Origin of the sequence: Clostridioides sp. ZZV15-6388, assembly GCF_020657755.1 — a bacterium.
Lineage (GTDB): Bacteria > Bacillota > Clostridia > Peptostreptococcales > Peptostreptococcaceae > Clostridioides.
On sequence record NZ_JAGWCU010000045.1, the window covers coordinates 1 to 24,271 of the forward strand.

Sequence of the window (24,271 nt, forward strand, 5' to 3'; positions counted from 1 at the left end):
ATAGTTCTTTTGGGATAAATGGAGGAATCAGAAAAGTAGCAATGATAGCATGTGTATTCTTTTTAGCAGTAGTTGACGTACTTACAAAGTTTAACTTTTTATTTATGTTACCACAAGAATGGATTGACTTTTTAAGACTACAGCATCTAGGTATATCTGAATTTTTCTCTATTTTATTCATTTTGTATGAAAGTGTAAGTATATTAAAAAATATGTACCTGTGTGGATTACCAGTACCTAAAAAATTAAAGGAGAAAATAGGAATTTTATTAGATACAATGACAGACGAACTAAAAGTTAAAGGAGGAAAATAAATAATGAAAATATGTATTACAGTAGGACACAGTATTTTAAAAAGTGGTGCATGTACTTCTGCTGATGGAGTAGTTAACGAGTATCAATACAATAAGTCACTTGCACCAGTATTAGCAGATATGTTTAGAAAAGAAGGACATAAGGTAGATGTAATAATATGCCCCGAAAGACAATTTAAATCTAAGAATGAGGAAAAGTCTTATAAAATACCTAGAGTTAATGGCGGAGGATATGATTTACTTATAGAGTTACATTTAAATGCAAGTGATGGTCAAGGAAAAGGCTCAGAAGTGTTATATTATAGCAATAAAGGCTTAGAATATGCAACTAGAATATGTAAGAAACTAGGCACAGTATTTAAAAATAGAGGTGCTAAACTAGATAAAAGTTTGTATATCTTAAATAGTTCTAAACCTACAGCAGTATTAATTGAAAGTTTCTTTTGTGACAATAAAGATGATTATGAGAAAGCTAATAAACTTGGATATGAAGGTATAGCTAAGTTAATTGTAGAAGGTGTATTAAATAAAAATATAAGTAATGAGGGAGTTAAGCAGATGTATAAACATACAATTGTGTATGATGGAGAAGTTGACAAAATTCCTGCAACTGTACTTGGTTGGGGCTATAATGATGGAAAAATACTAATATGTGATATAAAAGATTATGTACCAGGTAAGACGCAAAATCTTTATGTCGTAGGTGGTGGAGCATGTAATAAGATAGGTTCTATAACTAAAGAAAAATACACTATGATAAAAGGTAATGATAGGTTTGATACACTTTACAAAGCATTAGATTTTATTAATAAATAGATTGGAAGGTAACAACTAAGTCAGTTGTTACCTCCTTTTTTAATAAATTTAAAGATTATAGAACAATGTATCTTTTCATAATTAAATAATGTGATACTATTGTTATAGTAGATACTAATACTATTGATATTATTGCGATATCAGTTTTTCTTATTAATAAACCCATTATATATTCTAAACCTATTAAACAGTCATAAAATATTTCTAATTTAACGGCTTTTTCTCTATCTATATTCCCATACTTTAATTCTAATTTATCTAAATATTTTTTGTTGCAGTAATTAGCTTTGCGTTTAATTAAATATCTTATTGCGATTCCTATTGTAAATGTTATTCCGTAACTTAAAAATATAATGCTCCAAGAATTCATAGTAGATATACCTCCTTTTAGATTTAATTTTCTTAATCAAAGTATATCAGTAACACAAGTATAAAGAGTATCTAAAATATTACAAATATTAACAGGACACATAAAACTATATAATATAAGTTGTAATAATAAAACGAACGAAAATTATCATACTAAAACATAAGACATGTTATAATTGTATTAAATATATACATTAACATACACCAAAGCACTCTTATAAAAAGAGTGCTTTTAGTGTATATTTTTTTACTTTTTTGAATGATTTTTGTCGTATGAATATATTCTAAATAAGGCTTTATGATAAAATAAATTTAAAGGAGTCTTTTTATATTAAAAATTAATGTTTTAAATATTTAGAATTTATAAAACTTTAGGGAGATAAAACTGATGTTGTTAGGAGAAGAAATTAAGTTGAATTTAGAGCCAAGTGATTTAATAAATTCTATACCATACTTTAAATCTGAATATTCAGATTTATGTGGTTTAGACGCAGATTTTATAAAGGAACAGTTATTGAAAGCTGAAAATAATGATAGAATAGTGAGTATGGCTCGAGGAGAAGGAAGAGAATTTGTTGTGGAACCAATTATTAAGCGTAATAATTATTGCAAATTTAGAAATAATTCATATGATATTTTTAATTCAATTCCATCTTATGAATATGCAATAAAAATAATAGAACGCTATAAAAACCATATTTTCAATCCAACTGAATATCGCAACAGTATAATGAGAAGAGTAGGGACATATGAAAATGATATTTTCAATTGGGGATACAAATCAATGCACTCTTATATGGAATCATTACCTTTAAGAGAATTTTTAGAGCCAAATAAAGTTGATAGAACATTATTATTTGAGTTTCTTGATTTTATGAGAGAACTTTTTTCATATCAGTTAAGAACGTATCCAGGACGTTTTGATAATTCCAAAATTTTAGATGCCATAGAGACCATAAAAAATGCTATCATAAAAACAGAATCACATGATGATTTGCTTATAATTAAAGAATGGTTATGTTTTTTATTGCATACTGGAAATCACAGAGTATTTAAAAATATAACTCCATGGATTTCATTGTCTACAGGAAGCAAAAGATATAATATTGTACATAAATTTGCTTCTCGCAAACCATTTACTTCTTATAGAACAATATCTGAGAAACATACTTATAACGAAAAAGAAAAGTTTATATTTATTGATTATTGGGAGTATGTAGATAAGGAAAATTTAACTTTTAGGAATACAAATTACATTGTCAATAAACTTAAAAGTATGGGAGTAAATTGGTATGAAAATAGAAATAATGAAGTTATGGTAAAATATGCATTATTTCCTCAACAAATTATAGGGTATTATTATTTTGAGAATAGAAAATTACAATATTACTTTATTAATCCTCATTATTTGAAAGCATGGCAAAAAAATAAAGATTTTAAAATAGGAGATGAACTGTACATAAATCAAGAACAAGTAGTGTTTCCTTTTAATAATCCGTATAGAGTAATATATGGAAAAAAATATGGACATATTTCAGTAGTTGATAAGAGATAAATATTTTTAGGCTCTAATTATAAAAAACAATAATATTTATCTTTTTTTAAAATCAGGGACGTAAAAAATAGTAGTATATATTCAGTTTAAGATGATAAGATGTACATAACAAAATTGGAATTTGCAAAATAAGGAGGTATGCAGCCATGAGAAAAAGAATTGCATATATAGGGCTTTCATATCCATTATTATATGATTACAAGCATCAGGCAAAGAGAAGTTTGAACGATTTATCAGATTCACCAAATCCTATTATAGAAAGCCCATTGGGTCTAATAATACTTTTTGATGAAATTTTATTTTTGTGTAAAAGTATTTGTCCTAATAATATGCGAGATTTGTCATATGTTAAATTTGTTGATGAATTATATCCCAATTTTTATTTTAGTGGCATCTTAGAATATGTAAAAGAAATTAAAAATCCTATTACTTTAAATACTGAATTATCTTATGATGATATAGTGAAATCGTTAAACGTGGAGGGATGGAGACCGGATACACATACACATTCTTTGCAAATTGGAGATATAATAATTTCAGCAAATTCAACTGAGGACATATTTTTATTTGATATGTATGTGTTTCAAGCATTGAAGCAGCAATACTATGAAGATATTGAGTTGATTGCCAATAGTAGATATGATTTGAAAACATTTAATAGTGGTTCAGAGGCCGAATTTACAGATAGAATTATTATTCCAGGGATTCCTAATTATATTGGGATAGATGGTCCCTACCATGTATGTATGGAGGAATTAAGGGAAAATAAGTACCTAAAAGATTTTAGATGTTGGATTATAGAAAAGCATAGCAACTTACAACGAGCAGAAATTGATGAAATGTGTGTTGCTGTTGAACGAAATATCGAAGAAATAAAAGAAAATACATTTAAAAGATATCTAGAAGATAATAGTGGCTTAGCATTTTTTAAATCAACTAGTAGTACTATAGTGAAAACAGGATTAGGATTATTGTACAGTCCTATATCTATTGCAGATGCTTTCACAGGAAATATAACTAGAGGAAAAAATTTTCTTGATGTTAAGAGCCTGAGGTGGCAAGGATTTGTTATGGACTCCAGAAATGCTATAAAGAAGGTAGATAATAGAATTACAAAGTCCAGTTCGAGTAAGACATAAGTACATAGAAACAGCAGATTGGAAAATATGAAATTTGAAAGGTGTATTATCTATTCTGTCTTTTTCAATAGTGATAAATAGAGTGCATCAATACATATCATTGCGGTTTTTCTATTTTCAGTTTTGAGAAAACTGTTCAAACCGCTTGATGAAGAACGTTCAGCAATACCCCATCAAGGGTTATTAAATGGTCTTGCAAACATTCCACAGGTGGAGTGGCTAAGAGTTGGATGTGTGATAGTTATACGTAGGTGTTCTGATACTTAAAACAATAAAGGGCATATTATTATATCAAATACCTTGAAAACGAGATTCTAAGGTTGTACAGACAGTTTTTTTACTAACTGGGAACTGGGAAGAAAGACAAACTTTTCATATAAGTAATTATGCGACCTTATAAGGTGAATATTCACTATTGTATGAACAAAAAATATATAATTTAATTAGGAATAAACAAGAATAAATATTTGGTAATTGTAAAATTATGTTATAATTAAATGGCAAGTTTATCTTGTAGAACTACAATCTAAGAGTGGAGTTTTATTATTTACACCCATCTTTAAATGAAAGGGGGTGGATGGAATGGCTGAATTTTTATTTGGAGTTTTAGCTAGTTTGACAGCTAGTTTTATTACATATACCATTTCCAAAAAAAGCAAAAAGTCACTCTGGCATGAGTGACTCTGAGCTTTATATGAAAATCAAGTATCATAAAAACTAAACCATTATAGTTGATTCTGAAACTTCGCTCTAGGCTAATAGATTGTAGTTTCTTTTTTGTTTTTGATACGAATTTACATCTTTATTATATCGCATTTTGAGAAAAAATAAAACTATGAATATTAGAAATATATTTTATTTTATCTCTAAGTATATATATTATTACCCACCTAAAAAACTTTCATAAAAACAAAAAGAAAAATATCTTTTTGGCAACTGGCTGACATAATTTATAAGAATTTTATAAATCTTAGTCCCTATAGCTTTGCGTCACTAAATTTCTCTAGTTTTGCCGATTTAGTTTTATTCTACAACTAAAATAATACAATAGAATTAGTTATTATTAAACAAGATTGTTTGAAAATTGAATAAATTTATGGATATGAATAATCTTTTTTATATATAAAAACAGACTAAATATGTAGAATGTATGGTAAAACTTACCTGTAGTTTTTGTGTTAAAAAGCTCCTATTATTAGTTTAAGTTAGACTGAATGAGGGAGCGACATAAGATGAAAGAAGAAATGTTAGTAGAAAAATTATTAAGAGCAGAATTAATAGTAATGGAGTATTTATGGAAAAAGGATTCTCTAATGCCTAAAAAAGAAATAATATATGATATAAAACAGATGTATGGATGGCATAAAAGTACAATAAAGACAATATTAAAAAGATTAATTGACAAAGGTTACTTAGCTAGAGATATTAGAAAATTTAAATCTTATTATAAAATAATAATAGATAACAAAGAATATTATGCTTTCAAGAAAAAAGTTCTAAAATCTAGTAAAAGTAGAAAAATAATGCGTTCACTAACTACTACACATAAAAATGTAAGTAAAGAAAAGTTAGATTCATTAGAAGAGTATTATAAAAATTTAAAAGAGTGATATGGTAAAAATTGGATGGAAATATTTGGTGTAATTCTCTTGTTTATAAAACTTTATTGTTATAGAATTTATTTATACATAAATCGACAAGGAGGTGTGTACTATGAAAATTAGTAAATTACCAGAAGCGGAATTAAAAGTTATGAGATATATTTGGGAAGCTAACAAAGCATTAACATCTAGGGATTTAGTTACTGCAATGGAGGAAAAATACAGATGGAATGAATCAACTACATTCACAGTTTTAAAAAGGTTAGAGCGAAGGGAATTTTTAAGTACAGAGAAAATAGGTAAACTTACACACTACAATATACTAGTAAAAGAGAAAAAATATCTAAGATTTGAAACAAAAGAATTTTTAAAGAATATACATAAGAATTCAATATCAAGTCTAATGTCAGCATTACATAGTAAGGATGATGAAGTAGATGATGATACTTTAAATTCACTAGAAGAATATTTTAAGAATTTAAAAGAAGAAAATGACAAATAGATACATAATAAACAAAATGAAGGTATGAAATTATAACTTTTTCTACCTTCATTTTGTTTATTATTCTGAACATGTAAAAAAAATGAAATAGATTTGTTTTAGGTTTATATAAATTTTAATAGAATATGTATAATATATAGTAGATAGGATGTATAAAAATAGAATTTAAATAAGTAGCTATTATCACAGTAAAATAAATACTTCCAAGTACATTTGGGTGGAAGAATGGTGGAAGAAAATTAGTAAAATATGATTCTTCCACCATTCTTCCACCCAAAAAATAAAAACGGCTCAATAAGAATTAATATACATCAATTCAGCTTAATCTAATCAAAACACTTAAATAAAAGTAATCTGAAAACAACATAATTCAAATCAATTAATTCAAATAAGCCTCAATTTATCTTAAATCTTAAGAAATATTTAAGATTTAGGATAATATTTTCTTAAGATTTATATTCTATTATATAGATATAAAGAAAAATTATAAAAATGTAAGATAATACAATATAACAATTTAGTCATTATTGAGAAAGGGAGTGAAAGATATTGTATAATAAATATAAGGATTATTATACAATAGAGGAAGTGAAAATATGTACAATATACTAGTAGTAGATGACGATAAAGAAATTGTTGATTCAATAGAGATATATCTTAAATCAGAAGGATTTAAAATACATAAAGCATATGATGGAATGAAAGCATTAGAAGTAATAACAGAAAATGATATTCATCTAATCTTAATGGATATAATGATGCCTAAATTAGATGGAATCAAAGCAACTGTAAAAATACGTGAAGAAAGAAATATACCAATAATTTTAATTTCAGCAAAAAGTGAAGATACAGATAAAATAATGGGATTAAACATTGGAGCTGACGATTATATAACAAAACCATTTAATTTATTAGAACTTGTAGCTAGAGTAAAATCAAACTTAAGGCGATATGTAACTTTAGGTAATTATGAAGATACATGCAAAGAAATTTTAAAAAGTGGAGCTCTAGAGCTAAATACATTGACAAAAGAAGTTAAGATTGATGGCGAAAATATAAAAATGACACCAATTGAATATAAGATAATTGAACTTCTTTTAGAAAATAAAGGACGAGTCTTCTCAATAGATGAGATATACGAAAAAGTATGGAATGAAGAAAGTTTTAATTCAGAAAATACAGTAGCAGTACACATTAGACGAATAAGAGAAAAGATTGAAATAAATCCAAAAGAACCAAGATTTTTAAAGGTGGTGTGGGGAGTTGGTTATAAGATTGAAAAATTTTAGCGGAAAACTTATGAAAGAAAAGAGTTTAATATTCAATTGCATTTTGATTTTAGTCGTTTTTACTTTTACACAAATATTAGGAATTCTTATATGTTTTAACTTCTTCTCAAGTAGCTTAATGTACTCTATGGGAATTATGCTTGTATTGAATTTTATTTTATATAAGATATTGACGATGTAGATGAGGTGAACAACTTGGAAAAATATAGAGCATTAAAGTTAGTAGCATTAATAATAGTATCTATTTCATTTCCATTAGCTATACTATTTGCATCAATAGGATTTGCTGAGCCTAAACACAATATACAAAAAACTTCTACAAGTAGTGGAATTGTTCGAATATCTGATGATTTTTATGACAGCAATATATTTGATGAAAGTACAATACAAGAGATATTATACAATTTGAAACTATCTGTAAGTAGTGAAAATAACAAAGAAGAAAAACTGAAATTAAATGATATTTATTTTAACGCAGGAGGAAAGGGCAAAAATATTGCTTTAGGTAACGATTATGGTTACTTTAACAATTATGATGAACTTGTAAATAATAAGCTATCATCTATAGAATATTTAAACTCTTTGAAAAATATAAAAATGTATATTAGAAATACATATACAGGAGAGTTTTATACTAACACAATATATGATGATTTAGATGAATTTAAGCAAAAAGTAAAGGGTTATTGTGATGTAGAAATAGTAGTAGGAGTAGAAAATGATTCTTATACTAAAAAACTAAACGGGAAGAAATTAAAATTAAATAATATTGATTTGAAACTCAATAGTATAGATGAGGAATTTAAAGCTTATGTATCCTTTCCTAAAGAACTAAGTGTTGATGATGGAATTGTATACAATAACTTTGAAACATTTAAGCAAGCTACAGAAAAAGTGAAATTATTTTTTGTAGCTAGTTTAGTTTTAGCTATTATATGTTTATTGTCTATGATATTATGTAAACGAATTAAATGTAAGGCATTAAAGAAAGACAGTGTATCTTTATTAATATACAATAAAATACCTATGGAATTTAATGCAATAATAATAGTTATCTCAATAATACTTCTATTTATGTATGTTATTAATACATCCTATGATACTTATGTTATATTACTAATTTCTATAGCATCATTACTAATTTCAAATAATATATTTTTTATAACTGTTCAGTTAAGCTATTTGGAAAATAAAATGTGTATATTTAAATCAAGTGTTATAGTTAGAATGATTTTATGGTTAATAAAAACTGTAAGGGAGGTTATTAACGCTATAAAAAAAGTATCTTTAGCAAGAAAGGTTATTGGTATAGTAATAATATCTTTGGTTTTAATAATTATAATCAGTGCTCAAAGTGTAAGTCTAGGATTGTTATTTTCTATATGTATATTTTTAGGTTTTGCACTTTATATAACCAAAAGACTTTCTTATTTGAGTTATGTTATAGAAGGTACCGAAAAAATAAAAGAGGGTGAATTAGACTATAAGATAAAAATTAGTGGAAATGATAATTTTACATCTTTAGCAGAAAATATAAATAATATTGGAGAAGGTCTAGACAAAGCAATAGAAGAACAGGTAAAAAGTGAAAGGATGAAATCTGACCTTATAACTAATGTATCTCATGATTTAAAAACTCCACTTACCTCTATAATAAATTATGTAGATTTAATTAAAAAAGAAGATTCTATACAACCAGACTATATAAACGATTATATAAATGTACTAGAATCAAAGTCAAAGAGGTTAAAATTATTGATAGAAGATTTATTTGAAGCGAGTAGAGTAAGTAGTGGTAATATAGAGTTACAAGTTAGTAAAATTGATTTGGTACAACTATTAAGACAAAGTATAGGTGAGCTTGAAGAAAAATTGTCTAAAAATAACCTAAATATAAGACTAAATGTTCCAAATGAAAAAGTGTATATATGGGCAGATGGAAGAAGAATGTATAGAGTTTTTGAAAATCTACTGTCAAATATAGCTAAATATTCTTTAGAAAGTACTAGAGTTTATATCGATGTTTATGAAAATGGTGACAATGTAAAGGTGGTTATGAAAAACATATCTTCATATGAGTTAAATTTTGACCCAAGTGAGATTATGGAAAGATTTAAAAGAGCTGATGAGTCAAGAAATACTGAAGGTAGTGGGTTAGGACTTGCTATTGCAAGAGATTTAGTAAACTTACAAGGTGGAAAATTCTATATAGAAATAGATGGGGATTTGTTTAAAGCAAATTTAGAATTTCAAAAATATGAAGAAGAAATAAAGATAGATTAAAATAAAATTTCAAGATATAATATAATTTTTACAGAAAAATTAAGATATTGAAAGGTTTCCTATAAAACAATTATGTAGATACTTTTAAAGAAGGGAATACTTTTAATTAATTTTATGAGAATGTAGATAGATTGGTGTAAATATATTTTTTCTTATTAATATTACTATTTTGATATGCTCCCTTTATAGTAGACAGTTGAAATAATAACAACTGATGCTATGAAGGGAGTATATTTTTATGTTAAGAAAATCTAAAATAGATTTTGAAAGAAAAATTAAATTAGTTGAAATGTATTGTACAATTAGCTATAGGAGATAGGACAGTTGAAAAAATTTCAGATAAGTCTTTGAATCAACTATTTTTCATTGTATTTTAAAATAGTTGTGCGTTTTCAGTTTTCTAATCATAAGAATACTCTTTTAATATTTCTGTATAAGCAAAACACTCTGTAATATGGTCGTTGACCATGCCTGTAGCCTGCATGAATGCATAAACTGTGGTTGAGCCGAGAAATTTAAAACCCATCTTTTTCAAATCTTTGCTTATTTTATCAGAAAGTGGAGTTGTTGCAGGTAAATCTTCAACTTTTTCCCAATGTCCCACAATAGGAGTATTATTTACATATCTCCAAATCATCTTATCAAAGCTGCCATGTTTATCCTTAATTTCAAGAAATACCTTAGCGTTGTTTATAGCTGCATTAATTTTCAAACGATTTCTTATAATGCCCTCGTTTGCCATGAGTTCGTCAATCTTTTTATCATCATAAAGGGCTATCTTATTTGGATTAAATCCATCAAATGCTTCCCTGTATGACTCCCTTTTTTTAAGTATGGTTATCCACGAAAGCCCTGCCTGCATGCTTTCTAAAATTAGCATTTCAAATAGCTTATCATCATCATGTACAGGGCGTCCCCATTCGTTGTCATGATAATCTGTATATATTTGGGTATTTCCTGACCAAGCACATCGGATTTTTTCATTCATATTATATTATCCTTTCTGTTTTATAAATAATCTACATTAATTCTGCTTTACAAAGATATTATACATTTATTCAACATCTCACACAATCAAATCTTTTTAATTCTAACTAAGGCTGGCAATTCCATATAAATTCTCCTCATCTTTTTAAAATTTTTTTGATAATCAATACAATAGATTCTGGAAGTATTTTACTAGTCTTTCAACCTGTATGGTAATAATTGTATTTGATTGTATAAAATCATTACAGTACTATTTATTTAAGTAGACATAATTTGGAGATTTTTTATTCGGTCTAGCTTGTTTTTTGAAAAAATAATATGTGTCACTGCCATATTTTTTTAAAAATACTTTTTAGTATCGTATATCTTTTAGATTAGAGTGAAACTGTGCAAAATTATAAAATAAGGTAAAATCGTGTGCAATTATTTGGTATGGCACTATGTATGTAAAATATAGATAATAAAATTAAGGAGGCAGTATGAAGGAAAGGGCTAAAAAAATATTAGATTTTATTATTAAAAATAACAATGTAACATCACAAGAACTACAAGAAAAGTTCAATGTATCAAAGAGAACTGTTTACTACGATATCTTAGCTATAAACGAAGAATTAGGAAAAAGAGGTAACATAAAAAATATAAAACACAAATTTATATTTGAAGGTAACTTAGGCAATGTAAGAAAAATAATTTCAGCTGAAGAAGATAAATTTTTAGATAGTGAATATAGAAAAACTTTTATATTGAACAAAATATTACATGATGAAAAAATATCAATAGAAAAACTAACAAATGAAATGTTACTTTCAAAAAACACAGTAGTACAAACAATAACCGATATAAAAAAGTATCTTCAAACAATGGGACTAAAATTAGAATACAAGGGAAAGTACAAAGTAATAGGTGATGAATATGTTATTAGAGAACTTTTCTTGCTACTTACACAAGAAAATGTATTAGAAATTAATTCTATAAGTAAGGAAGTAACTAACTTTGATACAAAGGGATACATAAATCTTACAGATTACTCTTTATTAAATTTAACTAAGTTTACAGAGTTTCTAAATAAAAGAATAAGAGATGGGAAAACCTTGTACTCTTATAAATATCTAAATGAAGCTAAAAAAATTAGTTACTTTAATAATTGTAAAGACCTTTTATGTGAAGAAGCTAATGAAAATGAACAAGCCTATGTGTGTGCTTATGTAAGTTCACTTCCTAGTTTAAATAGTGAAGTTAAGGAAGATGTTGTTGAAGCATATGTAGATAAACTTATAGATAAGTTTGAAGTAAATACAGCAATAAAATTAGAAAGTAAGCATGAGTTTAAAAAAAATATTTTAAGGCACCTGCATTCTTCTTACAATAGAATAAGATTTAAGTTTCCTATTAGCAACCCTATGCTAGACGAAACTAAGTATAAACATAAGTCACTTTATAAGATTATAAAGTCAATTATAGAAAATGAAGAAGAGTTTCCTGTATTTGAAGGTATAAGAGAAGAAGAAATAGGATTTATAGCAGCATATTTTGGAGGATACTTAAGAGGTTCTAGAGATAATGGTCTAAGAAAGAATAAAGTCTTACTAGTTTGTCCTAATGGTCTTATGGTATCAAAGAGTTTGGAAATACAGCTATACAAATACATACCAACTATAGAAATAGTAGGCATAGTATCTATTAAGCAACTAAAAGAAGTAAATATATACTATGATTACATAATTACAACCATAGACATACAAAATGTAAGTAATGTAATAGTTGTAAATCCTCTTTTAACAACATCAGACATTCAATTACTTATGAACAAACTCATAAGTGTAAAAGAAAATGAGAAGTATTTCAGTCTTGAACTGATAATACAGGCTATAAGAAAAAATGGAGTTATTAATAACGAAGAATCACTAAAAGCTGACTTATTAAACATAATACATAAGATAGATGAAGGAGAGATGTATCAACCAATGTTAAAGGAATTAATTAATGAAGAGAGGGTCAACATAATAAGAAGTGTTAAAGATTGGAAAGAAGCAATAAAAATAGCCTCAAAACCATTGTTAGAAGACAACTCTATTGAAGAGTTGTATATAGAAAATATGATAAAGTCAGTTGAAAAGTATGGACCGTATATTGTTTTAGCTGATAGATTTGCTTTACCACATGCAAGCTCTAAAGAAGGGGTAAACAAACTTGCCATGTCCTTACTTATAGTAAAAGATGAGGTTGATTTATTAGGAAAGCCAGTGAACATATTTATGGTACTAGCTGCTATAGATAATACTACTCACATCAGAGCATTAGCATCGCTGTCGGAGATGATGTATGAAGAAGAAAATATAAAAGTAATAATTAATGGAGACAAAAGCTCAATACTAGAACTTATAAATAAACAAAATTAGGAGGAATTTAAAATGAAAATATTGGCAGTCTGTGGATTTGGTGTAGGTTCATCAATGGTATTAAAAATGACGATACAAAAGGTTCTAAAGCAGTTAAGTATAGAAGGAGAAGTAGAAAATACAGATATAAACTCAGCTAGAGGGGCTGATTGTGACTGTATATTTACAAGCCAAGAATTATTAAATGAATTAAAAGGAACTTGTAATGTACCAGTATATCCAGTTAAGAAGTATATGGATTTAACAGAAGTTACAGAAGTTGTTCAAACTTTCTTAAATGATAAGAAATAGTATAAATTTTAAAAAGTAAATTTAAGTTAAACGACATAAAATAAAAACTTACTAAAATTAAAAATAGTAAGAAAGAGAGGGGGAATTTAGTGATAGAAAACTTAAATAGTTAGCCTATCACTAAAAAAATAATGCTTGATTTTATTTCAAATAATATTTTACGTAATCCGTCCATGCTAATTGGATTAATAGCAGCGTTTGGCCTTATACTACAGAAAAAGAAAGCATCAGATGTTATAAAGGGGTCATTACTTGCAGCTTTTGGCATAATAATTATGGAAACTGGAACAGGGATGTTAGTTAGTTCAATAGCACCGATTAATGGAGCTTTCCAAAGTATAAGTGGTGGTGCAGTAACAAAAGGTTTGAGTGATGTTACTTTTACTGCAAGTTATGGAGGGATTATAGGTTTAGCAATGTTTGTAGGTCTAGCTCTCCATTTAATGATAGCAAGATTTACTCCTATTAAGACAATATTCTTAACAGGTCATATGCTTTACTGGTTTCCATTTATATTTGTAGCATCTGGAGTAGAAGCTGGATTAAATGGTGGCGTGTTAATAGCTTTTGCAGCAGTATTATCAGCACTTTACTGGTCAATAATGCCATGGTTATTAAGAAAATATGTATTTGATGTTATTGGAGATGATTCTTTTACACTAGGACATCCATCTGGATGCTTAGCTCTTATATCAGGATTTATTGCTAAGCTAGTAGGAAATAAAGAAAAATCTACAGAAGATATAAATATACCTCAAAGTTTATCATTCTTTAGAGAAATATCTATAAGTGGTGGAATGGCAGTATTTTTAATGTTTATAGTTGTTGGGATAGTAATACCAGATGCATTTAAAGACAGTAATGAGTTTATTGGAACATATGCAATAAAGCAAGGTCTTTCTTTTGGAGCAGGGCTTATAATAATGCTTCATGGTGTAAGAATGTTAATAAATCAAATAATGCCAGCATTTCAAGGTATATCAGAAAAAGTTGTACCAAATGCACTACCAGCGTTTGATTGTCCAATACTATTTAACTATAAGCCAAATGCTGTATTAATAGGATTCTTAGTTGCCATGTTGACATCTACAGCTATGATTTTAATATGTAACTACTTCAATATATTTAATATGTTACTTATACCACTTGTTATAACTTCATTCTTTGAGTGTGGAGCAGCAGCAGTAATAGGCGAATCACAAGGTGGTATACGTGGAGCTATAATAGGTACAGCTGTAGCTGCAATATTTATGGTAGCTTTAGTAGGAATATCTGCTGTAATTTACTCAGGAACTATTCAAAACTGGATACTAATATTTGGTGGTAACGACCTTTCATTATTTGGTATAATCAGTAAGTTTATAGGTTCATTATTTGGAGGAGTATTATAAATATGGAATTTAAATACATAAATGAGATAAAAAGATTAATTGATATAATAGAAACTGAAGAAAAATCCAATATGGAAAAAGCAGTACAAATACTTGTTGAGGCAATAAAAAACAAAAGTGCTATATTTTCATTTGGGGCTTCACATGCAGGAATACTAACAGAAGAATTGTTCTACAGGGCAGGTGGCTGTGTTCTTATAAATCCAGTATTTGCAAAGTCTCTAATGTTAGATACAGCACCTATAACTCACACTAGCAAGATGGAAAGACTAGAAGGATATGGTGTGGCTCTAGCTGATAAGACTCCAATTAAAGAAGGAGATGTAGTTATAATTCACTCAGTATCTGGTAGAAATCCAGTAAGTATAGAATTTGCTATGGAAGCTAAAGAAAAGATGGCAACAGTAATATGTATAACTAATTTAAGCTACTCAAAGAGTGTATCTTCAAGACATTCTTCAGGAAAAAATCTTTATGAGGTGTGTGATTTAGTAATAGATAATCATGGTCAAAAAGGAGATGCCTGTGTAGAAATAGATGGTCTAAATCAAAGAGTTAGTCCAACTTCTACTGTAATTGCAACTACTGTGATGAATTCTATTATAGCTCAAGTTACTCAAGAGTTAGTTAATAGAGGGTTAAAGAATCCACCAATTTTTTATAGTGCAAATATAGATGGTGGAGATGAGTTAAATAAGAAGATTTTTGATGAATATAAAGATGTAATTCACTATGAATATTAAGGTGAAGAAAGTATTTTAATAAGGTCAAAAATGTCTTAATAATTATATAAATAAGTAGTATTGATTAAAAGCTGTAGGTAAAATCTACAGCTTTTATTATTTGGTAATACATCGAATGAAGATAAGTAAGAATCTCTTTTTTATTAATTAAAAGCATTCCTTATTTATTTTATAGTATAAAATAGTAAATTATTTAATTTCTATAATAAATATATTTAATTGTTTTTAAGTATGATAGTATCTAATTTACATTTATGAATTAGTCTTTTTATTTGCTAGTTCTAGCTCTAAGTTTTTTATAAAATTATTAAACTCATCTGGTTGTCTTTTTCCAAATAAGATTCTTACAATAATTGAATTAATTTTTCCAAATATATTTCTATCACTTTCACTTTCAGTGAAAATAAGTTTTGTATTGTCTAAATCAATGTGTATAAGTTCATATCGAGTAACAAAACTTTCTCTGTTATTGCTTGTTTTTATCTCATATATTCTATTCTTCTCAAAATTAGTTATTTCAACCTTAAATCTTTTATTATTTTTTTGTTGTACAAATGTACCTACTGCCCTTTTCTCATTAAAATTAGGGAAATTTAGTCTTGCAGATTTTATAAATATATTAAATATATCTTTTGCAGAGTATTTCAATAAAGCTTCAGATTTAAATGTTTTCATATTATTTTCCTCTCTGTGTGTAATTTTAATACTTGTAAATTATTTTTATAAATAAAATAGTATAATATGTCATATAAAGTCATATCTAAGTTAGAGATATGATTAAATTACTGTGTATATGAGCGTTTAATAAAATACTACTATATCGAATTAAAATTTAAAAACAGAAAGTGTTAAAAGCATAAAGGATTATAAATTTTTTTGTTGAGTAGATATATAATATTATATCTAATTAAATAAACTTTTCAATCCTAATTTTATAACTAATTTATATGATAATCTATATTATGAATTATAATATTATCAATCAAAAACAGTTAATACATTTAGTAAATTACTAAATGTACAAAAAGTAAATGTTTATCAAAATGTATGAATGTTTATGAAAACGTAGTCATGTACAAGTGTTGCAAAGAAAAAAAGTATTAAAATAAGTATGGCACGATAGTTGCTTATATATTTATCAAGAAAGGAGTTATCAAGCATGGAGTTGAGAGATAAACTTGTAAACATCATAAATACAGAAAATAAAAAAGACCCACTAACAGATGTTCAAATAGCAAAGTTTTTAAATACAACTAGAGAAAATATAACTAATCTAAGAAAAGAACTCAATATAAGTAATTCGAGACAAAGAAGATATCCCTATTTAAAGTCAGCGATTTCAGCAATATTGCAAAACAGTAAGGATATTTCTATTTCAGAAATTACCAGAGAGTTGATGACAGAAGGATTCAATATATCAAGAAGAGTTGTAGAGGAAATATTACCTAAGGAAAGTATAGAAATGGAAATAGTAGAGGTAATTGAAGAAAAATCAAGCGACCCGTTTGAAACTTTGATTGGAAATAAGGGAAGTCTTAGAAATGCTGTAGAACAAGCAAAGTCTGCTATATTGTATCCTCCAAAAGGTCTTCCCACTTTAATTGTAGGAGAAAGTGGAGTTGGTAAGAGTTTATTTTCTAAACATATGTATGAGTTTGCAAAGAAAAAGAAGGTAATAAAAGAAAATTCTAATTTTGTTGTATTTAACTGTGCTGATTACAGTGATAATCCACAATTATTGTTATCTTTATTATTTGGATATAAAAAAGGTGCATTTACAGGGGCTGAATATGATACACCAGGTCTTGTAGAAGAAGCTGATGGAGGAGTTTTATTTTTAGATGAAATTCATAGATTACCTCCAAAAGGTCAAGAAATACTATTTTCTATTTTAGATAGAGGCAAATTTAGAAGATTAGGTGAAACTAATGCTGAAAGAAAAGTAAGCATGATACTGATTGGAGCAACTACTGAAAACGTAGAGACTAATTTATTATTGACATTTAGAAGAAGAATACCAATGCTAATAACATTACCATCATTACATGATAGACTGTTAAAAGAAAAAATAGACCTTATATACAATATCTTTCAACAAGAGTGTAACAGAATAAATGCAAAAATATTTGTAGATAAAAATGTGATTGAAATACTTGCATTAAAAAAGTTTAGTGGAAATATAGGACAATTACAAAATATGATTCAAGTTCTTTGTGCAAGAGCTTTTATGAAGTTTATAAATTCTAAAGATGAAGATTGTGAATCAATAGTAGTAGTAGATATAAATGAAGTTTTAAAACTTAAGGATTCTTTCAAAGATGCTGCTTTTCAAGAGGTTGAATACACAGAAATAAGAAAGTATTTAAAAAATGCTATATTTATACCATTTAATTTAGAGGAATCTTCAATAAAAGAAAATGTTGTGAGTGATGAGTACATATTACCAGAGGATATATATAAAACAATTGAAAAGAAATATTATGATTTAAAGTCTTTAGACATTGAAGATATTGACATAGAAAATATTTTATGGACTTTTGTTTTAAATAGATTTGCTGACATAAAGTTTAATCTAGAAAACGATGAAGAAATCTTCTCAATGAGTGATTTAAATAGCTTTGTAAGTGATAGTCTAGTAAAACTGGTAAAAGAGCTAATGAATAATATAATTGAAAAAAATACTAATTTAGAAGTAAATAAAAATGCATTTAAATATCTAGCAATACATTTAGAAGAAGCAATAAAAAGGATTAAACTAAATCAAAAGATAATAAATGTAAACTTAGAAAAAATAAAAATAGATTTTTCAAAAGAATATGAAATAGCAAAAAACTTTGCAATTAAAATTGAAGATATAAATGAAATTAAGATTCCAGAAGATGAAATTGGATTTATAACACTTTATATAAAATCAGCCCTAAAGAATGAGGTAAAAAAAGATAAAGTTGGATTAATAATAATCTCTCATGGTCGTATAGCTACAGAAACTGTAAATGTTGTTAAAGAGCTTTTGGGAGTAAAATTTCCTGTGGCTATAGATATGCCTTTAGATGAAAAACCAATGAATATATATAACAAGGCAGTGGAGTTGTCAAAAATAATTGACCAAGGAAAAGGAATATTATTTCTAGTTGATATTGGGTCACTTACAAATATAGGACAAATAGTAAATAAGAGAACTAACATAAATACTAAAACTATTGATAGAGTAGATCTTTTAATGGCATTAGAAGCAACTAGAAAAGTTTCTATGGGAGATGAAGAACTCGATGAAATGTTTTTTTCTCTTGTAAAAGATAGGATGGGATATAACTATGAACTGGAAAAACACATAGATAAATCCAATGCAATTGTGACTTTATGTCTTACTGGAGAGGGAACCGCTAAGTACATAAGTAAAACATTAGAAGAAAAGTACAACAATACTAAATGTTATCAAATGAGTGCTTTGGATGAGAATATTTCCTATAAAATTGAAAAATTAAGAGAAAAAAACAATATATTAGCCATTGTTGGAACAATAAATCCCAAAATACCAGGTATAAATTTTATTCCATACAATAAAGATGTTTTTAAAAACCTAGATATATATCTTTCAAAAAAACAAGATGATAGTCAAATTAAAGGATATGGAAGAATGCTTGATGATGATTTAGTAATATTTGAGCCTGATATATATTTTAAAAAGGATTTACTAGAATATGTATGTTCAATTCTTATCAATAAGGGATATGTGGAAAAAGATTATTTGGATTCAGTTCTTCATAGAGAAGAAATGCTTCCAACATATTCTAAAGGGGCTACAGGTGTACCTCATGGAGATTCTTCTACAGTAAATAGTACAAGATTTGTTTTTATTAAATTAAAAAACCCTATTGACTGGGGTGTTGGTAATGTGAATTTTGTATTTATGCCAGTTTTTAAGACTAATGATAAAGATATTGTTAAGAATGTTCTTGAAATTTTAAAAGATGAAAAGTTTATGAATAGTGCTAAACAGTGTTTTGATAAAGAAGGTTTTAAGAAGATTATATTTGATAAATTTAAAAATATATAGATATAGCAACAATTTGAGAGGAGTTAGAGTAATGAATGTAGATTTAATATCATTAGGCTTAGAAGCTAATGATTATGAAAGTATTATCAGAGAATTAGGAAATAAAATGTATCAAAAAAAATATGTAAAAAATACATATATAAATGCAGTTTTGGAAAGAGAAAAAACATTACCTACAGGTCTTAATATTGGAGAAATGTGTGTTGCGATTCCGCATACAGACTCACAACACGTAAATGAATCTAATGTAGCTGTAGGAATATTGAAAAATCCAGTAAAATTTAATTCAATGATAGACCCAACAGATAATTTAGATGTAGAGCTTGTATTTTTACTAGCAGTAAAGAATCCAGACTCTCAAGTAAAATTATTAAAAGATTTAATGTCAGTTTTTCAGAATATAAAGCTATTAAGAGACATAAAAAATGCATCAACAAAAGAAGAAGTAGCTGAATTATTAAATTTTATAGAAATATAATGAAAAGATGTTTTAGAAGTAAATAATAGAACATTAAAAACTTAAAAACAGTATTAACTTCTGAGCAATTTAATTTATATAAAATAAAAACTTAAATATAATATTAGGAGGAAATTATTATGAAACAATTTAATGTATTATCAGTATGTGGTTCAGGAACAGTTACATCATCAATGGTGGCAGGGAAATTAAAAGAAGTCTTAGGAGATAAAGGAATATCTATTACAACGACAGAGGCTAGACCAACAGAAGCATTAAATTTGGCACAATCAGGAAGATTTGATTTTATAACATTTACAAGCCCACTTCAATCAGGTGATTATGGAATACCAACTATAAATGCATTTGCTTGTCTTACTGGTATAGGAGAAGATGCATTCTTTGAAGAAGTTTTAAAGGTTATTGATAGTTTAAATAAATAGTGTTTAGAGTATAAATTATAGTATTTGAATCAATAATTTAGATACTATAATAGACTACTATTCAAATAACTACTATCAAAATAAATTTAATTAAAGTGACATCATTTAAGAATTTATTAGAATAAAAAATGACAACAAAAAGATATTTATTTAGACGTATTTAATTAATTTGATAAATGTTTAGAAATAGGAGGATAAAAGATGTTAACATTTATGAAATCTATAATCGATACATTTGGTTCTGCAATTATAGTTCCAATTATAATATTCATAATAGCAAAAATATTTAAAGTAACTACTAAGAAATCGTTTCTTTCAGCTGTATATGCAGGTGTTGCTTTGCAAGGTTTTACATTAATATTAAACTCATTTACACCAATAATAACACCAGTAATTAATAGAATGGTAGATAGTACAGGAGTAAATTTACCTGTGTTTGATGTTGGTTGGCAAGCTACATCATTAGTTGCATTTTCAACAAGTGCAGGTATGATATACTTAGGTCTTGGAATATTATTGCAAACTATTTTATTTTTAGTAAAGTGGACAGATGTATTCCAACCATCAGATTTATGGAATAATTATTCTTATATGGTCTGGGGAGCAATGGTAATAGGAGTGACAGGCAATTTCCCTTTAGGTATAGGATGTATGGTCTTGTTAAACTTATACAGTTTATTAATATCAGAATTAGTTGCAAAGAGATGGTCTAGTTATTATAGATATCCTAATTGTACAATAATAGCTATGCACAATGTTGAAGCTTCTGTCTTTGCAGTATTTGCAGACCCTATATATAACAAACTTGGACTAAATAAAATAAAGTTAAACCCTAAAGAATTAGAAAAGAAACTAGGATTTTTAGGTGAGCCGATTACTCTAGGTCTTTTCTTGGGTATGTTTATTGGTATACTAGGTAATATGACTAGAATAACTACTATGGAAGCTTGGGGAGAAATAATGAAAGTTGGTATATCTACAAGTGCTGTTATGGCAATATTCCCAAAAGTAGCAAGTATGTTTGCTCAAGCATTTGCACCTATAACAGAAGCAGCTAGAAAGATTATGCAAAAAGCTGGAAATCGCGAGTGGTATATAGCAGTAAATGATGCTGTGGGATATGGTGAACCTGCAACTTTAATATCAGGTCTTATCTTAATTCCAATAATGCTTGTAGTAGCTATGATACTTCCAGGTAATCAAGTATTACCAGTTGTAGACTTACTTGCAATTCCATATATGGTACAAGGTTTAGTTGCAGTACATAATGGTAATATACCAAAAGTAATAGTTTCAGGTATAATATGGTTTGGATTAGGATTATATATATGTACATCTACAGCTCCATTATTTACAGATATGGCTACAAGTGTAGGTGTTGCTATACCAGCTGGAGCTATGCTTATAACAAGTTTCAATATACTAGGAAAACCTTTAATGGGGTTAGTGTTCTTTGCATTCTTAAGTGCAAATCCAATTTATATAGGATTAGCAGTTGTAATTTACTTTATCCTATGGGCATTATTTAGAAAGAATAAAACAAGTATACTTGAATATTTAGAAAAACAAGCACTTAAAAATGTAGCAGAAGAACCTGTAGTAGCATAGTTTAAGTTTATTAAAATATAATAATACAATAAATTAAGAAATCTATAGTTGATTTTATAGAAGTGTCAGAGATTATCTGAAAAGCTATAAATGAAATGTAGATTTCTTTTTATTTTGATAAATATTAGGATTCTGTTTTATTGTACTCAACTATCAATTTTATGAATTTTATTTTGTTATTTAAAACATACTTTTTTACCTTTATACAATAATGTAATTTGATTTTATAAAATGTATTATACATTGTCAAAATGCTTTGTATATAAGGTATTTGCAGAGATGAATTATTTGTTTTTTGTATGGCATAAATATTGCTATATATAAGTGTATAGCATGAAGGGAGAGGTTTATATGGCAAATAAGATGAGAGCATCAGTACTATATGATATAGGTGATGTTAGATATGAAATGGTTGATATACCAGAAATAACAGATGGAGAAGTACTTGTAAATGTTAAATATGTTGGAATATGTGGCTCGGATTTACCTAGGTCTATGGTTAGTGGATTGAGTGGAGGTACAGCATATCCATTAATTTTAGGTCATGAGTTTTCTGGTGAAGTTGCTAAAATAGGGTTAAAAGTAAAGAACATTAAAGTAGGTGATAGAGTAGCTGTTGCTCCATTAGTTCCTTGTGGAGAATGTGGTTATTGTAAAGAAGGGAATTTTGGATTATGTAATGACTACAATATAATTGGGACAAGAGTAAATGGAGCTTTAGCGGAGTATGTGAAAGTTCCTGAAGAGCATATTTTAAAATTACCAAATACCTTAGATTATGAAACTGCTGCTGGAATTGAACCAGCAACTATAGCATATCATGGGATTGCAAAAGCAGATATTAAGGTAGGAGATAGTGTAGTTGTACTAGGGTGTGGTCCAATAGGTCAGTTTGCTTTACAATGGGCAAAGGTTTTTGGAGCATCTAAAATTATAGCTGTTGATATTTTTAATGAAAAGCTAGAACTTTCTAAAGGTTTAGGAGCAAACTATATAGTAAATTCAAAAGAAGTAAATGCAATTGAAGAAATAAAAAAAATAACTAATGGTGGTGCTGATGTTGTTATAGAGACTGCTGGTAGTAGGTTTACTCAAGAGCAATCTCTACTTATAGCAAAAAAAAGAGGAGCTATAGTATTTGTAGGCATTTCGCATACAGAATTACCACTTAGTGCAAAAGCTGCTGAGAGTATATTACGTGGAGAGCTTACTTTGAAAGGTTCTTGGAATTCATATACAAGACCTTATCCTGGAAGAGCATGGACAGCAACACTAGATTTTATGGGAAAAGGAGATATTATTTTTACACCAATGATTTCACATAAAATAGGTCTTAATGAAGTAGGAGAATTTTTGCGTAAAATGTCAAACAGAGAAATAAATTTCAATAAAATCCTAGTAGAAATATAAAAATTTAAGAGGTATAAAAGATGAATGAAAAATTAAAACAAATAGCTAAAAACATAAGAATAAATATTATAAAAAGTATAACAGAAGCGAAGTCTGGACACCCAGGAGGTTCACTGTCAATAGTAGATATCTTAACTGTATTGTATTTTGAAAAATTGAATATAGACCCTATAAAATTTAATGATGAAAATAGAGATAGATTTGTATTATCAAAAGGTCATTCTGCACCAGCATTATATGCAACTTTGGCAGAAAGAGGTTATTTTGAAAAAAATGATTTAATGAGTTTAAGAAAATTTGGTTCTAAGTTACAAGGACATCCAGATATGAAAAAAGTAGCAGGAGTAGATATGTCTACTGGTTCTCTTGGACAAGGTTTATCTGCTGCAAATGGTATGGCACTAGCTGGTAAATTAGATAGTAAAGACTATATGGTATACACTATTTTAGGAGATGGCGAGATTCAAGAAGGACAAATATGGGAAGCTGTAATGACAGCATCACATTATAAATTAGATAACTTAATTGCATTTGTTGACTTAAATGGATTACAAATAGATGGTTCTAATGAAGAAGTAATGAATGTTAGTCCAGTAGATGACAAATTTAAATCTTTT

General features: G+C 27.4%; 21 protein-coding genes and 1 riboswitch. Of the genes, 18 read left to right on the forward strand and 3 right to left on the reverse strand.

Going from position 1 to position 24,271, the window contains the following annotated elements; genetic code table 11:
* Together KGF48_RS18175 and KGF48_RS18180 are read left to right on the forward strand one after the other, a co-directional pair.
* Nucleotides 1–314, forward strand: a 314-nt coding sequence (locus tag KGF48_RS18175; RefSeq protein ID WP_227868405.1) for a phage holin family protein, incomplete at its 5' end; no start/stop codon positions are given.
* 3 nt (nucleotides 315–317) lie between these two features.
* The gene (locus tag KGF48_RS18180) at nucleotides 318–1,130 is read left to right on the forward strand and encodes an N-acetylmuramoyl-L-alanine amidase (protein ID WP_227868406.1); all 813 of its coding nucleotides are present in this window, start codon (nucleotides 318–320) and stop codon (nucleotides 1,128–1,130) included.
* A gap of 55 nt (nucleotides 1,131–1,185) precedes the next feature.
* On the opposite strand, the gene KGF48_RS18185 is transcribed toward KGF48_RS18180, so the two are convergent.
* The gene (locus KGF48_RS18185) at nucleotides 1,186–1,500 is read right to left on the reverse strand and encodes a hypothetical protein (RefSeq protein WP_227868407.1); all 315 of its coding nucleotides are present in this window, start codon (nucleotides 1,498–1,500) and stop codon (nucleotides 1,186–1,188) included.
* A 387-nt stretch (nucleotides 1,501–1,887) separates the two neighbouring features.
* Between KGF48_RS18185 and KGF48_RS18190 the strand changes: the two genes are divergently transcribed.
* From KGF48_RS18190 to KGF48_RS18215, 6 genes are all read left to right on the forward strand, one after another.
* Nucleotides 1,888–3,054 carry a hypothetical protein gene (locus KGF48_RS18190; RefSeq protein WP_227868408.1) on the forward strand — a complete coding sequence of 389 codons (1,167 nt, stop codon included), beginning with the start codon at nucleotides 1,888–1,890 and terminating at the stop codon, nucleotides 3,052–3,054.
* 146 nt (nucleotides 3,055–3,200) lie between these two features.
* Entirely contained in the window at nucleotides 3,201–4,193 is a 993-nt protein-coding gene (locus KGF48_RS18195) for a hypothetical protein (RefSeq protein ID WP_227868409.1), read from the forward strand.
* A gap of 928 nt (nucleotides 4,194–5,121) precedes the next feature.
* A riboswitch (cyclic di-GMP riboswitch) is annotated at nucleotides 5,122–5,217 on the reverse strand.
* 208 nt (nucleotides 5,218–5,425) lie between these two features.
* Nucleotides 5,426–5,803 (forward strand): BlaI/MecI/CopY family transcriptional regulator, encoded by a 378-nt coding sequence (locus tag KGF48_RS18200; RefSeq protein ID WP_227868410.1) that lies wholly within the window; start codon nucleotides 5,426–5,428, stop codon nucleotides 5,801–5,803.
* A 103-nt stretch (nucleotides 5,804–5,906) separates the two neighbouring features.
* Nucleotides 5,907–6,296, forward strand: a complete 390-nt coding sequence (locus KGF48_RS18205; protein ID WP_227868411.1) for a BlaI/MecI/CopY family transcriptional regulator — start codon at nucleotides 5,907–5,909, stop codon at nucleotides 6,294–6,296.
* Between the two features lie 596 nt (nucleotides 6,297–6,892).
* Complete coding sequence (locus tag KGF48_RS18210; protein WP_227828911.1) at nucleotides 6,893–7,585, forward strand: response regulator transcription factor; 693 nt, start codon at nucleotides 6,893–6,895, stop codon at nucleotides 7,583–7,585.
* Nucleotides 7,586–7,780: 195 nt separating this feature from the next.
* Nucleotides 7,781–9,868 (forward strand): sensor histidine kinase, encoded by a 2,088-nt coding sequence (locus KGF48_RS18215; RefSeq protein ID WP_255642551.1) that lies wholly within the window; start codon nucleotides 7,781–7,783, stop codon nucleotides 9,866–9,868.
* Between the two features lie 400 nt (nucleotides 9,869–10,268).
* Here KGF48_RS18215 and KGF48_RS18220 read toward each other — a convergent pair whose 3' ends face one another.
* A complete protein-coding gene (locus tag KGF48_RS18220; RefSeq protein ID WP_227841233.1) occupies nucleotides 10,269–10,856 on the reverse strand; it encodes a DNA-3-methyladenine glycosylase I in 588 nt (195 codons plus the stop codon).
* A 478-nt stretch (nucleotides 10,857–11,334) separates the two neighbouring features.
* Here KGF48_RS18220 and KGF48_RS18225 point away from each other — a divergent pair, with 478 nt between their 5' ends.
* From KGF48_RS18225 to KGF48_RS18240, 4 genes are all read left to right on the forward strand, one after another.
* Nucleotides 11,335–13,254: a BglG family transcription antiterminator gene (locus KGF48_RS18225; RefSeq protein WP_227868413.1), complete on the forward strand. Its 1,920-nt coding sequence runs from the start codon at nucleotides 11,335–11,337 to the stop codon at nucleotides 13,252–13,254.
* A gap of 12 nt (nucleotides 13,255–13,266) precedes the next feature.
* Nucleotides 13,267–13,545, forward strand: a complete 279-nt coding sequence (locus KGF48_RS18230) for a PTS sugar transporter subunit IIB (RefSeq protein ID WP_227828903.1) — start codon at nucleotides 13,267–13,269, stop codon at nucleotides 13,543–13,545.
* Nucleotides 13,546–13,676: 131 nt separating this feature from the next.
* Entirely contained in the window at nucleotides 13,677–14,936 is a 1,260-nt protein-coding gene (locus KGF48_RS18235; RefSeq protein WP_227868414.1) for a PTS ascorbate transporter subunit IIC, read from the forward strand.
* Nucleotides 14,937–14,938: 2 nt separating this feature from the next.
* Nucleotides 14,939–15,679, forward strand: a complete 741-nt coding sequence (locus KGF48_RS18240; RefSeq protein WP_227868415.1) for an SIS domain-containing protein — start codon at nucleotides 14,939–14,941, stop codon at nucleotides 15,677–15,679.
* Between the two features lie 252 nt (nucleotides 15,680–15,931).
* On the opposite strand, the gene KGF48_RS18245 is transcribed toward KGF48_RS18240, so the two are convergent.
* A complete protein-coding gene (locus KGF48_RS18245) occupies nucleotides 15,932–16,354 on the reverse strand; it encodes a DUF3284 domain-containing protein (protein WP_227868416.1) in 423 nt (140 codons plus the stop codon).
* A 484-nt stretch (nucleotides 16,355–16,838) separates the two neighbouring features.
* Between KGF48_RS18245 and KGF48_RS18250 the strand changes: the two genes are divergently transcribed.
* The 6 genes from KGF48_RS18250 to KGF48_RS18275 form a co-directional block, all read left to right on the forward strand.
* Entirely contained in the window at nucleotides 16,839–19,736 is a 2,898-nt protein-coding gene (locus KGF48_RS18250; RefSeq protein WP_227828899.1) for a sigma 54-interacting transcriptional regulator, read from the forward strand.
* A 31-nt stretch (nucleotides 19,737–19,767) separates the two neighbouring features.
* Complete coding sequence (locus KGF48_RS18255) at nucleotides 19,768–20,214, forward strand: PTS sugar transporter subunit IIA (protein ID WP_227828898.1); 447 nt, start codon at nucleotides 19,768–19,770, stop codon at nucleotides 20,212–20,214.
* A gap of 119 nt (nucleotides 20,215–20,333) precedes the next feature.
* Nucleotides 20,334–20,636 (forward strand): PTS sugar transporter subunit IIB, encoded by a 303-nt coding sequence (locus KGF48_RS18260; RefSeq protein WP_227432742.1) that lies wholly within the window; start codon nucleotides 20,334–20,336, stop codon nucleotides 20,634–20,636.
* Between the two features lie 201 nt (nucleotides 20,637–20,837).
* Entirely contained in the window at nucleotides 20,838–22,244 is a 1,407-nt protein-coding gene (locus tag KGF48_RS18265; protein ID WP_227841317.1) for a PTS transporter subunit IIC, read from the forward strand.
* Between the two features lie 351 nt (nucleotides 22,245–22,595).
* Nucleotides 22,596–23,654, forward strand: a complete 1,059-nt coding sequence (locus KGF48_RS18270; RefSeq protein WP_227868417.1) for a galactitol-1-phosphate 5-dehydrogenase — start codon at nucleotides 22,596–22,598, stop codon at nucleotides 23,652–23,654.
* A 20-nt stretch (nucleotides 23,655–23,674) separates the two neighbouring features.
* Nucleotides 23,675–24,271: transketolase (locus KGF48_RS18275; RefSeq protein ID WP_227868418.1), on the forward strand; the 597-nt coding region annotated here is incomplete at its 3' end.

Coding starts and splice junctions, on each gene's coding strand:
- KGF48_RS18180 (WP_227868406.1), top strand. CDS start 318: ATGAAAATATGTATTACAGTAGGACACAGTATTTTAAAAAGTGGTGCA.
- KGF48_RS18185 (WP_227868407.1), bottom strand. CDS start 1,500: ATGAATTCTTGGAGCATTATATTTTTAAGTTACGGAATAACATTTACA.
- KGF48_RS18190 (WP_227868408.1), top strand. CDS start 1,888: ATGTTGTTAGGAGAAGAAATTAAGTTGAATTTAGAGCCAAGTGATTTA.
- KGF48_RS18195 (WP_227868409.1), top strand. CDS start 3,201: ATGAGAAAAAGAATTGCATATATAGGGCTTTCATATCCATTATTATAT.
- KGF48_RS18200 (WP_227868410.1), top strand. CDS start 5,426: ATGAAAGAAGAAATGTTAGTAGAAAAATTATTAAGAGCAGAATTAATA.
- KGF48_RS18205 (WP_227868411.1), top strand. CDS start 5,907: ATGAAAATTAGTAAATTACCAGAAGCGGAATTAAAAGTTATGAGATAT.
- KGF48_RS18210 (WP_227828911.1), top strand. CDS start 6,893: ATGTACAATATACTAGTAGTAGATGACGATAAAGAAATTGTTGATTCA.
- KGF48_RS18220 (WP_227841233.1), bottom strand. CDS start 10,856: ATGAATGAAAAAATCCGATGTGCTTGGTCAGGAAATACCCAAATATAT.
- KGF48_RS18225 (WP_227868413.1), top strand. CDS start 11,335: ATGAAGGAAAGGGCTAAAAAAATATTAGATTTTATTATTAAAAATAAC.
- KGF48_RS18230 (WP_227828903.1), top strand. CDS start 13,267: ATGAAAATATTGGCAGTCTGTGGATTTGGTGTAGGTTCATCAATGGTA.
- KGF48_RS18235 (WP_227868414.1), top strand. CDS start 13,677: ATGCTTGATTTTATTTCAAATAATATTTTACGTAATCCGTCCATGCTA.
- KGF48_RS18240 (WP_227868415.1), top strand. CDS start 14,939: ATGGAATTTAAATACATAAATGAGATAAAAAGATTAATTGATATAATA.
- KGF48_RS18245 (WP_227868416.1), bottom strand. CDS start 16,354: ATGAAAACATTTAAATCTGAAGCTTTATTGAAATACTCTGCAAAAGAT.
- KGF48_RS18250 (WP_227828899.1), top strand. CDS start 16,839: ATGGAGTTGAGAGATAAACTTGTAAACATCATAAATACAGAAAATAAA.
- KGF48_RS18255 (WP_227828898.1), top strand. CDS start 19,768: ATGAATGTAGATTTAATATCATTAGGCTTAGAAGCTAATGATTATGAA.
- KGF48_RS18260 (WP_227432742.1), top strand. CDS start 20,334: ATGAAACAATTTAATGTATTATCAGTATGTGGTTCAGGAACAGTTACA.
- KGF48_RS18265 (WP_227841317.1), top strand. CDS start 20,838: ATGTTAACATTTATGAAATCTATAATCGATACATTTGGTTCTGCAATT.
- KGF48_RS18270 (WP_227868417.1), top strand. CDS start 22,596: ATGGCAAATAAGATGAGAGCATCAGTACTATATGATATAGGTGATGTT.